This is a genomic window from Neoaquamicrobium sediminum (genome assembly GCF_040970315.1).
GTDB lineage: Bacteria > Pseudomonadota > Alphaproteobacteria > Rhizobiales > Rhizobiaceae > Aerobium > Aerobium sediminum.
Window position 1 is genome coordinate 1,006,670 of record NZ_JAZHFV010000002.1, and the last position, 14,360, is coordinate 1,021,029.

Genomic DNA, 14,360 nt, shown 5'->3' on the forward strand with positions numbered 1-14,360 from the left:
ACTATGCGGACACGCGCATTGTATCGGCAGGCTACCGCGTTGAATAGGTTATCAAATGTCTAGATTTGTCATCTGATTAATTATCAGATGGACGGCCACAAGAGGCGATTTGCGCAAGAAAAAGTCGCGGGCCGGTCGAATGCCAAGGACGGCGTTTTGACCGTAAAATTCGGATCGTGCGCACCGCATTCACAGGGGGCGTTCCGACACTTCCGACACTTCCGACACTTCTAGTAGGCCGGTCCCCATACAGATTATTCTATACCCCCCATAATTATAGAACGTCATTCCGTTATAACCTGAACCTTGAATTTAAGTGTTTTAAGTGTCGGAAGTGTCGGAAACGATTAGATTTCAATGACTTGCCCGATTGCTTAAGTGTCGGGCAAGTGTTCCGTAAGTGTCGGAGGTTTCAAGCCGCGTTCGCGACATATATCGGTAACTTGAACGTTCGCCCGATCCAGCCTCGTTGCTTGCCGTCTCTCCCGCCAAACCCTTTGAGCAGCTTGTAGCCGCGCAATCTGCGACCCAGCGAGTTCATGCTCATCTCTGGTCCGCCGTTGTCACGCGCCCAGCACGAGTAGGATTCGTGAATGGTACGGTTTGACGCCCATGCACCGGGCGCGATGATCGATTCATCGTGGAGCCATTGGCCGATGTAATCATCCCCGTCGATCTGCTCGTCGGTTGCCAATGTCACGGCTGGGGGCGGGTTCAATCCATCGCGCTGCCAAGCTATGCAACCATTGATCGCCCAGCGTAGGATTCCGGGCCACTCGGCTTTCAGCTTTTCGCCAAGATCACGGTCGCGTTGCGCTGGCGTATGGTCGAATGGCACGAACCTGAAGCGGCGACGAACTGCATTATCGGCTGCGGAAAGCGTCGGTGGTTCGTTTGCGGAAATCACAAGGGTGAATTGCGGAACGAACGTGAAGGGATTGCCCGCCATGAAGTTCGCTTCGACGGCATCGCCTCCGGTGAAGGATTGAATGCGCTGTAGATTCCAACTGACGCCACGCGGCATCTCGGCGACCGACACGAACCGCCTGCGGTGCAGCGACGCGATGAAAGCAAGGTGCTGGCTGTTCCGAGTGTTCACGAACGTCTCGGGCGTGGCTTCCTTTGCATAACTGCCAAGCAAACGTTGGATCGTTTGCGTCAGGGTGCCTTTGCCGTTGCCGCCTTGCCCTGTGAAAACCCAAAGCTGCTGCTCGCTGGCAATACCAGTCAACGCATATCCGGCCAGCTTTTGGAGATAGATCGCAAGATCACGGTCCCCGCCTGTCGCCTCGGCAATGAACTGGTGCCACCTCGGGCAATCTTCAGCTTCAGCGGGCGCAACGGCGGTTAGCATAGTCGTCAAGTCTTCGGGCCTCGCCGGTCGCACCTCGCCGTTGCGCAGATCGACAAGACCGTTGGGGGTGGCAAGAATCCACGGGTCTGCATCGAAGTCGTCGGGCTGGGCGATCATGGCAGGGTTAGCCTGGGCGAGTTTTGTCACGCCGCTGATGGTGCCGAAATTCGCGATTGATCGCTTGGTCCCTTCGGTCGCCAATTCCTTCTTGCGGGCAGCACTTTGGCAAAGGTTTCCAACTTCATGATGGATCGACGTGTCTTCACGCCAGCCATCCGCGCCGAAACGATACCACTGCTTCCACGCAGGGACGTAGCGCCAGCGTGGGCCAAGGAAATGAACGGCAGCGTCGGCAAGTTCGACGTGCGACAATTCTGCTATGGGCAGCGGATCGCCAGCGGCCACGATCTCGCCGTCTAGCGGTTTCGCGTCGATGGTAAGGGCCGATTGCGGAACGCTGTAAACGGTCGTGCAACCGGCGATAGCCTTGCTAATGGTCATCGCACGATAGTCGGCACGTTTAACCCACTTATCGCGTTTGCCGAGTGCGGACATGCCGAAGATGCGCTCCATGCGCTTGGGATCGCAACCGGCGTAGAAAGCGACTGACCCCATCAGGGCTAGATCGCAAACGTTTCGGTCGATGTCATCACCAGCCGTATTCGGATAGCTCTTGAGAAGGTTCGACTCGTTCCCATGCCATAGATCGCGAATATCCGCGCCAGTCCCCCACATGGCGGCGTCGTTCGGCCGTTGGTTGAGCATCTTTTTTACGATCTCGTCGTCGCCAAGATGCTCCAAGGTCCATTCCGGGCGCGGACCATCAGGCAACGCTTCGACCGCCACAGCGGAGGATGGCGCTGTACTAGGTGCAATGCCCAGCATCAGATTCGTGATGTCCGTGTCGGGATCGCCCTGCCAACCGGTGGGGCCGAATGCGCAAAAACGCTTCTCCCGGTAAAACTCCCAACCCGGCCAACGGATCGCTTTGCCAGCCGTGAGCAGTTTGTCAACGCGACCGATGATGTGAAGGCCGGTATCGGATTGACTGCGTTCCCACGCGGCTCCAGCGTTAATGAGCGACAGGGCGGCATTGCCGCGATCAACATCCGTGAAGGTGGTGTCACCAGCGACAAGACAACCATCTATATCCACGAAGCCATACGGGCACGACAGATCGAACACGAAGCCGATGCCGTTGAAGCTGCCGCGCTGGTATGCCACGCACGCTTCCGAGTGTGTTCCCCATGTCGCCGGGTCCGAAGACGATGCGGCCCGTCCGGTCTTCGGATCATACGGGATTTTATCGGGTTTAGGCTTGTCGGGTTTCTGCACCAGCTTCCACACAACCCAATTCGGGCGGGTTGTCAGAGCCGAAGGTACGGGCGGAAGATTGTTTACTGATGGTTGACAATCAACCGTTGAACTGCTATATTCTATTGACACTGATTATTCCTGATTTTTGGCCTGCTGGTTGCTCCACTTCCAGCAGGCCGTTTCATTTTCATCACTTCGGCTTCTTCGTAGGGACCGCCTGAAGCTTCGCGGCGGCGCGACGAATGCGACGTGCGGACTTTGGTTTCGGCTTTGCCGCCTGCCATCCATTCGGGTTCATCAGCGACGCCCCCAGCCACGAGCGACCGGGTTGCGGCTGACTTCACGTTCCGCGATCCAGTTACGTGCGCTTTCGAGCCGGTAGAAAACCCGGTTCCCGATTTTCGTTACGGGCAGGCCGTTCGGCTGGTCGGTCCAGCGGGCAATAGTCCGTTCCGTGACGCCGATAGCGGCGGCGAGTTCGTTACGCTTGGCGTAACCTTCCAAAATGTTCACTGCGTTCATATTCAAGTCCTCATGTTTGCTTCGTTACGTTCGATGCGCATTTTCGTTTGTCTTCATGTGCATCTACATAGTTGTCGGGCGATGACCTTTCGGGCGGTTCGGGTGTGAACGCCTAAGGCCTCCGGTCCAATGCAAGTTTAGATATGTCGCGTTGCGTCTTCTGCAAGACCAAAAGTCTATCAAAATCAATGTGTTAAGTTGTCACGTGTCAACTTGAACGAGATAATACTTTAAAATCAACGCCGCTATATTGTTGACATTGTCAATTCGACAATAAAAAAGCCCGTCGATGGTGCGACGGGCTTCGTAGAGTGTGGCGGGGGAGGGGCTATTTCGAGTTGATCTTCGCTGCTGCAAGATTGGCTGCGGCCCGTTGCGGGTCGGCCATGAGATGCGCATAACGCTGTGTCGTTTGAGCCTGCGTGTGGCCGAGCAAGGCACCGATAAGGGGTAACGATAGTCCAGCCGACACGAGTACAGAAGCATAGGTGTGCCGAAGGTCATGAACCCGAAACCCCGCAATTCCCGCTTCCGCTGTCACCTTCGCCCACGCGTTTTTCACATCAATCTGATACGGAGTGACGGCCGTCTTCTTTGCAGGCTTTTCTCCGCGCTTCAGCTTTCGCAAGTTTTGGCGAAGACCTTGGTTCGGAAACAGATACGGCGACATCTTCGTGCCTTCGATTGCTGCTCGTTCCCGCGCCGCGCGATACATGCGGATCACAAGCTTGGCTGCCGCGCGGGACAGGTGGACTTCGTGCTCTGTCCCTTGCTTGGTCGTTGCGCCGGGTTTCGTCCACACACGAGTTCGATGATTGAACTGGTCCCAACGGGACTTTAGCACTTCGCTGCGGCGCGCGCCGGTTAGCATGATAAGGCGGATCGCGTTCGCCGACTGTTGGTCGCGCAGGTTTTCTAGAGCGGCAGACACTCGTGCAAGTTCGGCTGGCTTCAGATACGCCTTGCGCTTAACCTCCGGGTTCTTTTTTACGCCTTTGACCGGGTTTACCGGATCGGGCGTCCATTTCCACTGGATCGCCAAATTCATCATCTTCGATAGGACGGCGAGCATACGGTTTGCGGCGTAGGTCTTCCCTTGCTCCGTGATTTTCCGATGGACCGCCTTTACGTCTTCTTGCGTCAGGTCGGCTACCGGCACGCGCTTCAACTCCGGTCGGATGTAGAGCCTGATCAGCGCCGCATAGTCGGTCGCCGTAGATGGCCTGCATTCGTGTGCCACGTAGTCGGAGAGAAAGCGGTCGCAAAGGTCGCTGATCGTCTTGGCGTCTCGCTGCGCTTCGCGTTCGCCAAGCGGATCAATACCACGGTCGATCTTGTCGCGCTTCAACTCGGCCGCATAGTCACGGGCTGCGGTGATCGACCAGTCGGGCCAATCTCCAATGGTCAATCGACGTTCCCTTCGCCCGATACGATAATTGAGAATGAACGCCTTGGAGCCGCCTGCCGTCACCCGGATACCAAGGCCGGTGACACTCTTGTCGTGCCCACGGTCGTAACGGATGAAATTGCCTTTCTCCGGTGGTTCAAGGGCGTTGATGGAAGGCTTGTCGAAACTGAAGGTCATGTCCGCGTGTCCGTATTGTGTCCGTCATCTCGACGGCGTTTCGCTGACATGCAATGTCTAGCTATGTCCTGATTTTGTCAAGCGTGGCACGTTGCGTTATAAGGGGTTGCGTTGCGGACACGCAGGAATCCTTGCTACACAAGGCTTTGCGAATTATGGTGCGGATAAAACTCTTAATCAGCGGGTCGTAGGTTCGATCCCTACATCACCCACCATCTCCCCACATCCTGACGACCATATCTGGCCCTGTGTGACTTGATCGCGGGCGTTCTTCGTCGACGTATAGCTTCGCAGGCATGGAACATCGGCCCGCGAACGCCGTTGGACACGCTGGAGCGTGACGATGGCCGTATCGACCCGAAACTGGTCTGCCGAAGTGACCGAGAAGAGCGATGCGCTCGATCTCGAGCAGGACGTGTTCGCGCAGGACGATCCCAAGGCGATTGCAAGTTCCTTGAAGCGCTCGGCCGACAGGAGCGAACGGCGCAAGGGCGAGCCGTTCCGATCGGCGATGTCGATGTTGACCTTCTATATCAATCGCGCCGGCAAGAACCTGCCGGCGAAACAGCATCAGGTGCTTGAGGCGGCCAAGGACGAGTTGCGCGGGCTCTACGGAAGGAAGAGGACAGATCGATGACGCCAAGGCAGACCGACAACAGGCGAGAAACCGGCAAACGCATCCCCAAACCCGCGGCCACCGACGATCCCTCGAAGGATTTTTCGCAGGACGCGGCAGCAAACCGCAAGCCCAGGGGAGGGGTCGGGTTGTCTGAACCCGTGGAAGAAACGCAGGCGCATACCCGCAAGTCGGAGGGCGTCGACGGAGCCGCCGACAAACGGCGCAACAGCGCCGGCAATTCGTGACATCACAGAGGAGATAAGCCTGATGGCGAAGATACTGGTTCTCTACTATTCGAGCTGGGGACATATGGAGGCGATGGCGCAGGCGGCCGCCGACGGCGCCAGGGAGGCTGGTGCCGATGTCACCATGAAGCGCGCGCCCGAACTCGTGCCCGAGGAGGTTGCCAAGAAGGCGGGCTACAAGCTCGACCAGAAAGCGGAAATCGCCGATCCGCTGGAACTGGCCGATTACGATGGCCTCATCCTGGGCATCTCCACGCGTTTCGGCGCCATGGCGTCACAGATGAAGAACCTGCTCGACCAGACCGGACCGTTGTGGGCGAAGGGTGCGCTCGTCGACAAGACCGCCACCGTCATCTCGTCGACGGCAACGCAGCACGGCGGCGCGGAGCTGGCGATCCTGTCCGCGCAGGCATCGCTTCAGCACCACGGCATGATTATCGTGCCGCTGTCTTATGCTTACGAAGGCCAGAGCGGAAACGACAAGGTGCGCGGCGGGTCGCCCTACGGGATGACGACGACCGCCGACAGCGACGGAAGCCGGATGCCTTCGGAACAGGAACTCGAAGGAGCACGGTTTCAGGGCCATCGATTCGCGAAGATTACCCATCGGCTTGCGAGCACGGCTTCATAAGCGATCTGAAGCGCGGGTGCGTTCGTCGGCGCCCGAAGGTGTTTGCGGCCGACCCCCCGCTTCGTCAATATGTGATGCTCGTCTATCCAGTTGCCCGCTGGCCTCATCGGACCTGCGATGCAGGCTTAGGAACGCAAGCCAATCGGCACGCACGACGGCGGCAGCGCTTGGCGGACAGGCGTCGTCCCCGGATTCTGCTGCACTGCAGCACAGATTTTCCGCCAAGAGGCTATTGAAATCGATTTCATTGCCGATACAATCGATTTCATTGAGTTCTTTGGGAGGAGTTAAATGTCCAGACTTTCCGCATTCGCAGCATCCGTCGCCGCCATCGCGCTTACCGCGTCCGTCGCGCAGGCCGATGAGTTCACCATCGGTCTTTCCAACGGCTGGGTCGGCTCCGAGTGGCGCACCCAGATGATCGAGGAAGCGCAGGCCGCCGCAGCCGCCTGGGCCGACAAGGGCCACACCGTCAACGTCGTGGTGCAGAGCGCCAATGTCGACGTGCCGGGCCAGATTGCGCACGTGCGCAATTTCATCAGCCAGGGCGTCGACGCCATCATCATCAATCCGAACAGCCCGACGGCGTTCGATCCGGTCTTCGCGCAGGCCAAGGAAGCCGGCATCCTCGTGATCTCGACCGATGCCGAGGTGTCGTCGCCTGATGCGATCTATGTCGGCATCGACCAGACCGCCTGGGGTGCTGCCGGCGCCGAGTGGCTTGCCAAGACGCTCGACGGCAAGGGCAAGGTCGTGGCCATCAACGGCGTTGCAGGCCACCCGGCCAACGAGATGCGCGTTGCCGGCTATCGCTCGGTCTTCGAGAAGCACCCCGACATCGAGGTCGTCAACGAGGTCAACGCCAACTGGGATCAGGCGCAGGGCCAGCAGGCCATGCAGAACCTGCTCGCCACCTATCCGGACATCAACGGCGTCTGGGTGCAGGACGGCATGGCCGCCGGCGCATGGAAGTCGATCATGGATGCCGGCAAGGCCGGCGACATCGCGGCCACCGGCGAAATCCGCAAGGATTTCATCGACCTGTGGACGGCGGATAACCTGAACTCCGGCGCGTCGGTGAACCCTCCCGGCGTGATGGCCTCGGCGCTCAACGTCGCCGTGTTCATGCTGGAAGGCCGCGAGCTGAAGGAGCCGGCCACGGCGGGCCAGTACGGCAATGCCATGTATCTGCCGATCCCCTTCATCGACTCGTCGAACCTCTCGGAGGCCGCGGCGCAGGTCGAGGGCAAGCCAGGGCATTACTCCTACACCAGCGAGCTCTCCATCGAGGACGCCGAAGCGCTCTTCAAGTAGGCGCATCGCGGCTGGCGCGCCGTCTCCTGCGGCGCGCCGGCTTACCTTTCAGTTCGAGGCAAGACGATGACCGAGCTGCTCATCCGCGGCGCGCGGAAAGCCTATGGCGCGACGCTGGCTCTTCGCCGCGGCGATTTCGACCTCAAGGGCGGTGAAGTGCACGTGCTGATCGGCTCGAACGGGTCGGGCAAGAGCACGCTGTGCAAGATCGTCGCCGGTTCGGTGAAGCCGGACGCCGGCGAGGTCATCCTAAACGGCCAGCCCGTCACCATCGCCGGCCCGCAGGCTTCCCGCGCGCTCGGCATCGGCATCTTCTATCAGGAGCTCAGCCTGTCGGCGCGGCGTACGGTCGCCGAGAACATCCTTTTGCCCGACCTGCCGATGAAGGGTGGGCTGTTCGTTGATCGGGTGGCGCTCGCCAGCCGCGCGGCGCGCCAAATCGCGGAGTTCGAAGGCGTTTCCGGCGAAGGGTTCGCCGCCGACACGCCCGTCTTCAAGCTGCGCGCCGACCAGCGCCAGCTCGTCGAGATCATGAAGACGCTGGCGACCGAAGCGCCCATCCTCATCTTCGATGAGCCGACCTCGGCGCTCGACCGGGCGCAGGTCGAACGGTTTTTCGAAATCCTCAATCGGCTGAAAGGCGAGGGCAGGTCCATCGTCTTCATCTCGCACCGCATGGACGAAATCTTCGCCATCGGCGACCGTGTCACCGTCATCCGCGACGGCGAGACCGTGGCGACCTCCAACATCGCCGAAACGGATGTTCCCTCCGTCATCCGCCAGATGGTCGGCGAGCATGACGAGGTTGTCGCAGCCCCGCCGGCTGCACCTGCCGTATCAGGCGATACCGGCACCGCGCTCAGCGTGGAAGGTCTCGGCGGAAGCGGCTTTTCCAACGTGAGTTTTTCAGTCGCGCGCGGCGAAATCCTCGGTTTCGGCGGTCTGCATGGGCAAGGCCAGTCGGCAGTGCTGCGTGCGCTCTTCGGCGCCGCGCCGCATGCGTCGGGCTCGATCGCGGTGCGGGGCGAGCCTTTCGCAGCGGCTAACCCCCGCCAGGCGATCGCCCGTGGCGTTGCCTACGTATCAGGCGATCGCGGCCGTGACGGCATCGTGCAGGGCAGGCCGATCCTGGAAAACGTTACGCCGGTCCATTTCCTGCGCAACCGTCTGCGCATCGTGCGTCCGGGAGAGCTGCAGAAGAAGGCGGCTGGGCCGCTCGATGCGCTCAAGACCAAGTTCCAGACCATCGACCATCCGATCAATTCGCTGTCGGGCGGCAACCAGCAGAAGGTGGTCATCGCCCGCTGGCTGATCGACCGGCCAGACGTCCTCTTGCTCGATGATCCCACCAAGGGCATCGACCTTCAGGCCAAGTCGGATCTCTTCGCCCTGATCCGCCAACTGGCCGGCGAAGGTCTCGGTATCGTGCTGTATTCTTCGGAAGATGCCGAACTGCTGGCCAATGCCGACCGCATCCTCGTCTTCAACTCGGGCAGCGTGACGCGCGAGCTGAGCGGCGAGGACCGCACCCGTTACAACCTCTACCACGCCGCTTACGAGGCCGCCTGATGACGAGCCTTTCCGCTTCATCCCAACGCAGCGGCTTCGCCGCCGCCATCGAGCGCCTGCCGTTCCTGCCCGCCGTCCTCATCCTGGTCGCTCTCATTGCGCTCAATGGCTGGTTCGAGCCCAACAGTCTCGGCTTCCGCGCCGTCACCGGCCTCGTTAGCACCTATTTGGCGCTGATGATGCTGGCCATTGCCCAGACCTATGTGGTCATGGCCGGCGACATCGACCTGTCCGTGGGCGCGATCCTGTCGCTGGTCAACGTCGTCGTCATCGTGCTGATGGAGCAATGGGGTGGGGGCGGATTGACGGTGCTGGCGGCTTGTTTCGTCGGCATCCTCACCGGTCTCGCCTGCGGACTGGTCAACGGCCTCGTGGTGGCAGCCCTGCGACTCCAGGCGATCGTTGCGACCTTTGCCACCTCGATCTTCTTCACCGGCCTTGCGCTCTACGTGCTGCCGGTTGCGGGAACGCCGGCGCCGGCCGCGTTCTGGCGCACTTATGGCGGCCGCATACTCGAAATCCCGTTCGTCTTCTGGGCCGTGGCGGTGCTTGCGCTCCTCCTCGTGGCCTTGGTGCGCACGCGGCTGACCACGCTGCTGCTCGCCGTCGGTGACGACGCGCAGGGCGCATTCCAGAGTGGCCTGCCGGTCGTTGCCATCCGCATCAAGGGCTATGTACTTTGCGGCCTGTTCGCCGCGCTCGCCGCACTCTGCGTCACCGGTGACACGGCCAGCGGCGACCCGTTGGTCGGCGGCAAGATGACGCTCTACAGCGTCGCGGCCGTCGTTCTCGGTGGCAGCGCGCTTTCCGGCGGCAAGGGCACGGTGGTCGGCTCGCTCGTCGGCGCGCTCATCATCGGGCTCATCAATTCGCTGGTGTTTTTCGTCGGCACGCCGTCCGAGTGGCAGAACCTCGTCCAGGGCCTCGCGATCCTCATCGCGCTGATGGCCGGCGTCTTCGTCGGCCGGAGGGTGGGCCAATGAGCGCACCGGTAAGCACCCAAAAGACGACGCCCGGCGGCAATGTCGTGCTCGATCTCGTCAAGCAGCCCATCGTCGTCGCGCTGATCCTGATCGCAGTTTTGCTCGCCCTTGGCGAGGCGCTGTCGCCTGGTTTCGCCTCGCTGCAGCAGATCCTGCGGCTGGCCATCGTGGCCGCATTGCTCGGCATCGTGGCGGCCGGCCAGAACCTCGTCATCCTCGGCGGCCGCGAAGGAATCGACCTGTCGGTCGGCGGCGTCGTGTCGCTGTCGGCGATCCTCGCCGGCAACATCATGTCGGGGCAGGATGGCGGCATCCTGCCGGCAGTGCTTGCCTGCGTTGCCGTCGGCGCTCTCTTCGGGCTCTTCAACGGCCTCGGCGTCACCTTGCTGCGCATCCCGCCGCTGGTCATGACGCTGGGCATGCTGGGCGTGCTTCAGGGGCTGCTGGTGGTCATCCGCCAGGGCATTCCCTCCGGGCGCGCAGCACCCGCCCTGTCGCAGTTCGTGTCCCAGCCGTTCCTGTTTGGCCTGCCCGGCATCATCTGGCTGTGGATCGCGATCGGCCTGTTCATGGCCTTCCTGCTCAAGCGCACCGTGTTTGGTCACCGCATCTATGCGGTCGGCTCCAACGAGCAGGCGGCTTTTATGGCAGGCGTTCCGGTGCGCACCATCAGGGTCGCGCTGTTCATGCTGTCGGGCATGTTCGCGGCCATCGCCGGCATCTGCCTGCTCGGTTATTCCGGCTCGTCCTTCGCTAATGTCGGCGAGACCTACATGCTGCCGTCGATCATCGCCGTGGTGCTTGGCGGCACGCCGCTCGCCGGCGGTCGTGGCGGCTACACCGGCACGATGGCAGGCGCCATGCTGCTGGTGGTGCTGCAAAGCATCCTGACGACCATCAACATCGACGAATCCGGCCGCCAGATGATCTTCGGCGCCACGCTTCTCGTGCTGATGCTGTTCTACGGGCGTGGGAAGGCGATGCGGGGATGAGCAGCCGCGCCAAGATCAAGGACATCGCGGCGTCGGTCGGCGTGTCGCCGGCCACCGTTTCGCGCGCGCTGACCGGGTCTGGCCTCGTGGCGGAGCCCACGCTCAGCCGCATCCGCGAGGCGGCGCAGAAGATGCACTATCGCCCCAACGTCTCAGCGCGCAACCTGCGCACCCAGCGTTCGATGGCGGTGTTGATGGTCGTACGCGACGTCGGCAACCCCTTCTATCTCGAGATCCTCAAGGGCGTGGAAACGACCGCCCGCGAGGCCGGCTATTCGGTGCTGATGGGCAACACCGAGAACAATCCGGAGCGTGAGGTCGAATATTTCGACATGCTGCGCGACGGCCATGCCGACGGCATGATCCTGATGACGGGCAAGCTGCCCGACCGTGCAGGCTATTCCGAACAGGTGAGAGGCCTGCCCGTCGTTGTGGCGCTGGAAGAGATCGCCGAAAGCGGGCTCCCGCACGTCATGATCGACAATGAGGCTGCATCGCGGCGCGCCGTTGAGCATCTGATCGGCCTCGGCCATCGCCGCATTGCCCACATCACCGGCCCCGTGCCCGAAATCATGAGCCTGCGCCGTCAGGACGGCTATCGTCGCGCCATGGCCGCTGCGGGGCTGCCGATACCGGAGGGATACGAACCGGTAGGTGATTATCTTCTGCATACCGGCGAGCGCCTTTGCCGCGACCTGTTCTCGCTGGCCGAGCCGCCCACGGCCGTCTTCGTTGCCAATGACGAGATGGCTTTCGGTGCGATCAACGAACTGCGTCGCATGGGGCTCGACGTGCCCGGCGACGTGTCGGTGGTCGGCTTCGACGACCTTTTCCTGAGCCAGGCCTTCCACCCGCCGCTGACCACCGTCAGCCAGCCGCGCATGGCAATCGGCCAGCAGGCGATGGAACTGCTGCTGCGCGTCTTCTCCGACGAGGGCGTGGCCCCGTCGGCAGTGGAGATGCCGACCGAACTCAAGTTGCGCGGATCCACTGCGGCGCCGCGCGCCCAATCCTGAAAAGACAGAACAACGGAGACAACCCATGGGCTTCGAGCCGAAGAACACGCTGCGTATCGGTCTGGTCGGCACGGGCTTCATCGCCCAGTTCCATCTGCGTTCGATGCTGGGCGTACGCAATGTCGAGGTGACGGGCGTCTACAGCCGCAGCGGCGACAAGCGGCAGAAGATTGTCGAACTGGTCGACGAACTGGGCCTTGGCCAGTGCACCGCGCATGAGAGCCTGGAAAGCCTGCTGCAGGCCGGCGATGTCGATGCGGTCTGGATTCTCTCGCCCAACCACACCCGGCTCGACATCATGCGTACCATTCATCAGGAGGTGACGGCTGGGCGTTCGAAGATTTTCGCCGTCGCCTGCGAAAAGCCGCTGGCGCGCACCATCGGCGAGGCGCGCGAGATGCTTCGGCTCGCCGAGGAAGCGGGCCTCAACCACGGTTATCTCGAGAACCAGGTATTCTGCACGCCCGTCATTCGCGGCAAGGAGATCATCTGGCGCCGCGGTGCATCGACCACCGGCAGGCCCTATCTGGCGCGCGCGGCGGAGGAGCATTCCGGCCCGCACGAGGCTTGGTTCTGGCAGGGCGACAAGCAGGGCGGCGGCGTTCTTTCGGACATGATGTGCCACAGCGTCGAGGTCGGCCGGCACCTGCTGACGGCGCCCGGCGCGCCGCGCAATTCGCTCACCGTCAAGGCCGTCAACGGCATGGTCGCCAACCTCAAATGGACGCGCCCGCATTATGCCGACCAGCTTCGTGAGCGCTACGGCGCCGAAGTCGACTACCGCAATCGCCCGTCCGAGGACTTCGCCCGCGCGACCATTGCGCTGGAGGACGAGGAAGGCAACGAACTGGTGATCGAGGCCTCCACCTCCTGGGCCTATGTCGGTGCGGGTCTACGAATCCAGCTCGAACTGCTGGGGCCCGAATATGCGATGGAATTCAACTCGCTGGCGACCGGCCTCAAGGTCTTCATGTCGCGCGCCGTCACCGGGTCGGAGGGAGAGGACCTTGTCGAGAAGCAGAATGCCGAGCAGGGGCTGATGCCGGTGCTTGAGGACGAAGCCGGCGTCTACGGCTACACCGACGAAAACCGCCACATGGTGGAGTGCTTCCGCAAGGGCGAGACGCCACTCGAGACCTTCCACGACGGCCTCGCCGTCGTCGAGATGCTGATCGGCCTCTACCGTTCGGCCGAGACCGGGCAGACGATCAATTTCCCCGCGCCGGAGCTGGAAGACTACGTGCCGCCCGTCGCGCGTCCCCGGGCCTGACGGTCGCACCGTGGAAGCCGAACGCATTCTGGTTCTGGGCAACGTCAACGTCGATCTCGTCATGGGCGAGGTCGACGGCTGGCCTGCCGTCGGCACGGAGGTGATCCTTCCACGCAGCGAGATGCGTGCTGGCGGCTCCGCCGGCAACACAGCTCTGGCCTTGTCTGGCCTGCGCGTCCCCCACCGGCTGGTCGCCTCGGTCGGCACCGACGTGATGGGCGACTGGCTCGCCGGCTGCTTCGACGACGCCTACTCGACCTGGATCGCAATGGACGGCGCAACCACGCTGACCGTGGGCATCGTGCACAGGGGCGGCGACCGCGCGTTCTTCACGACGACCGGGCATCTTGCTGTCGCGGCCGTCGAGGACCTTCTGGCGCATGTTCCAGGAGCTCCGGCGGGCAACGCCTACGCCATCATCTCCGGGGGGTTCCTCATGCCCAAGATCGAACGGGAAACCTCTGCCCTGATCGCCGCGCTGCAGGCGAGGGGCTGGAAGGTCGCCATCGATCCCGGTTGGCCGCCCGCCGGCTGGACGACCGAGACGCGCGACCGGATGCGCACTTGGCTGGCCGAGGCCGACATCGCGCTCATTAATGCGGAAGAAGCAAAAGGTATTGCGGCAACGGATACGCTCGATGCCGCGATTGCATTCCTGCGTCCGGACAGCGCTTCGGACCGTATCCTGGTGGTCAAGAGCGGCGCCGACGGTGCTCTCGTGATGGAGCGCGACGAGACCATCGCAGTCGAAGCCCCGAAGGTCGAGGTCATCGACACGGTCGGAGCCGGTGACACCTTCAATGCCTGCTTCCTCTCCGTGCTCGCGCGCGGCGGCAGCATGCGCGAGGCCGGCGAGGGCGGTGTCCGCGCCGCCTCCAGTGCCATCTCCACCTTCCCGCGACGTTACGACCTCTGATCCACCCTACACGGGTGGAGCGTTTTT

Annotated in this window: 13 protein-coding genes; 10 read left to right on the forward strand and 3 right to left on the reverse strand. The window is 62.0% G+C overall.

Annotated elements, in window-relative coordinates; all coding sequences use genetic code 11:
* Window positions 1-412: 412 nt before the first annotated feature.
* From V1479_RS10250 to V1479_RS10260, 3 genes are all read right to left on the reverse strand, one after another.
* Entirely contained in the window at window positions 413-2,578 is a 2,166-nt protein-coding gene (locus V1479_RS10250; protein ID WP_368802792.1) for a phage/plasmid primase, P4 family, read from the reverse strand.
* Between the two features lie 390 nt (window positions 2,579-2,968).
* On the reverse strand, window positions 2,969-3,193 hold the full coding sequence (locus V1479_RS10255; RefSeq protein ID WP_368802793.1) for a hypothetical protein: 225 nt from the start codon (window positions 3,191-3,193) through the stop codon (window positions 2,969-2,971).
* 328 nt (window positions 3,194-3,521) lie between these two features.
* The gene (locus V1479_RS10260; RefSeq protein ID WP_368802794.1) at window positions 3,522-4,778 is read right to left on the reverse strand and encodes a tyrosine-type recombinase/integrase; all 1,257 of its coding nucleotides are present in this window, start codon (window positions 4,776-4,778) and stop codon (window positions 3,522-3,524) included.
* Between the two features lie 343 nt (window positions 4,779-5,121).
* On the opposite strand from V1479_RS10260, the gene V1479_RS10265 reads away from it, so the two are divergent.
* The 10 genes from V1479_RS10265 (at window position 5,122) to V1479_RS10310 (ending at window position 14,333) form a co-directional block, all read left to right on the forward strand.
* Window positions 5,122-5,415 carry a DUF3175 domain-containing protein gene (locus V1479_RS10265; protein WP_368802795.1) on the forward strand — a complete coding sequence of 98 codons (294 nt, stop codon included), beginning with the start codon at window positions 5,122-5,124 and terminating at the stop codon, window positions 5,413-5,415.
* On the forward strand, window positions 5,412-5,642 hold the full coding sequence (locus tag V1479_RS10270) for a hypothetical protein (RefSeq protein ID WP_368802796.1): 231 nt from the start codon (window positions 5,412-5,414) through the stop codon (window positions 5,640-5,642). The genes V1479_RS10265 and V1479_RS10270 overlap by 4 nt, the downstream gene beginning before the upstream one ends.
* 22 nt (window positions 5,643-5,664) lie before the next feature.
* Window positions 5,665-6,273 carry an NAD(P)H:quinone oxidoreductase gene (gene wrbA / locus V1479_RS10275; RefSeq protein WP_368802797.1) on the forward strand — a complete coding sequence of 203 codons (609 nt, stop codon included), beginning with the start codon at window positions 5,665-5,667 and terminating at the stop codon, window positions 6,271-6,273.
* Window positions 6,274-6,564: 291 nt separating this feature from the next.
* Window positions 6,565-7,587, forward strand: a complete 1,023-nt coding sequence (locus V1479_RS10280; RefSeq protein WP_173190654.1) for an ABC transporter substrate-binding protein — start codon at window positions 6,565-6,567, stop codon at window positions 7,585-7,587.
* A gap of 66 nt (window positions 7,588-7,653) precedes the next feature.
* Entirely contained in the window at window positions 7,654-9,156 is a 1,503-nt protein-coding gene (locus V1479_RS10285) for a sugar ABC transporter ATP-binding protein (protein WP_368802798.1), read from the forward strand.
* The gene (locus V1479_RS10290; RefSeq protein ID WP_368802799.1) at window positions 9,156-10,139 is read left to right on the forward strand and encodes an ABC transporter permease; all 984 of its coding nucleotides are present in this window, start codon (window positions 9,156-9,158) and stop codon (window positions 10,137-10,139) included. Before V1479_RS10285 ends, V1479_RS10290 begins: the two co-directional genes overlap by 1 nt.
* Window positions 10,136-11,131, forward strand: a complete 996-nt coding sequence (locus tag V1479_RS10295; RefSeq protein WP_368802800.1) for an ABC transporter permease — start codon at window positions 10,136-10,138, stop codon at window positions 11,129-11,131. Before V1479_RS10290 ends, V1479_RS10295 begins: the two co-directional genes overlap by 4 nt.
* Window positions 11,128-12,147: a LacI family DNA-binding transcriptional regulator gene (locus tag V1479_RS10300; protein WP_368802801.1), complete on the forward strand. Its 1,020-nt coding sequence runs from the start codon at window positions 11,128-11,130 to the stop codon at window positions 12,145-12,147. The genes V1479_RS10295 and V1479_RS10300 overlap by 4 nt, the downstream gene beginning before the upstream one ends.
* Before the next feature lie 25 nt (window positions 12,148-12,172).
* Window positions 12,173-13,417, forward strand: coding sequence for a Gfo/Idh/MocA family protein (locus V1479_RS10305; RefSeq protein ID WP_368802802.1), 1,245 nt, complete (start codon window positions 12,173-12,175; stop codon window positions 13,415-13,417).
* Window positions 13,418-13,427: 10 nt separating this feature from the next.
* On the forward strand, window positions 13,428-14,333 hold the full coding sequence (locus tag V1479_RS10310; protein WP_368802803.1) for a carbohydrate kinase family protein: 906 nt from the start codon (window positions 13,428-13,430) through the stop codon (window positions 14,331-14,333).
* Window positions 14,334-14,360: the final 27 nt, after the last annotated feature.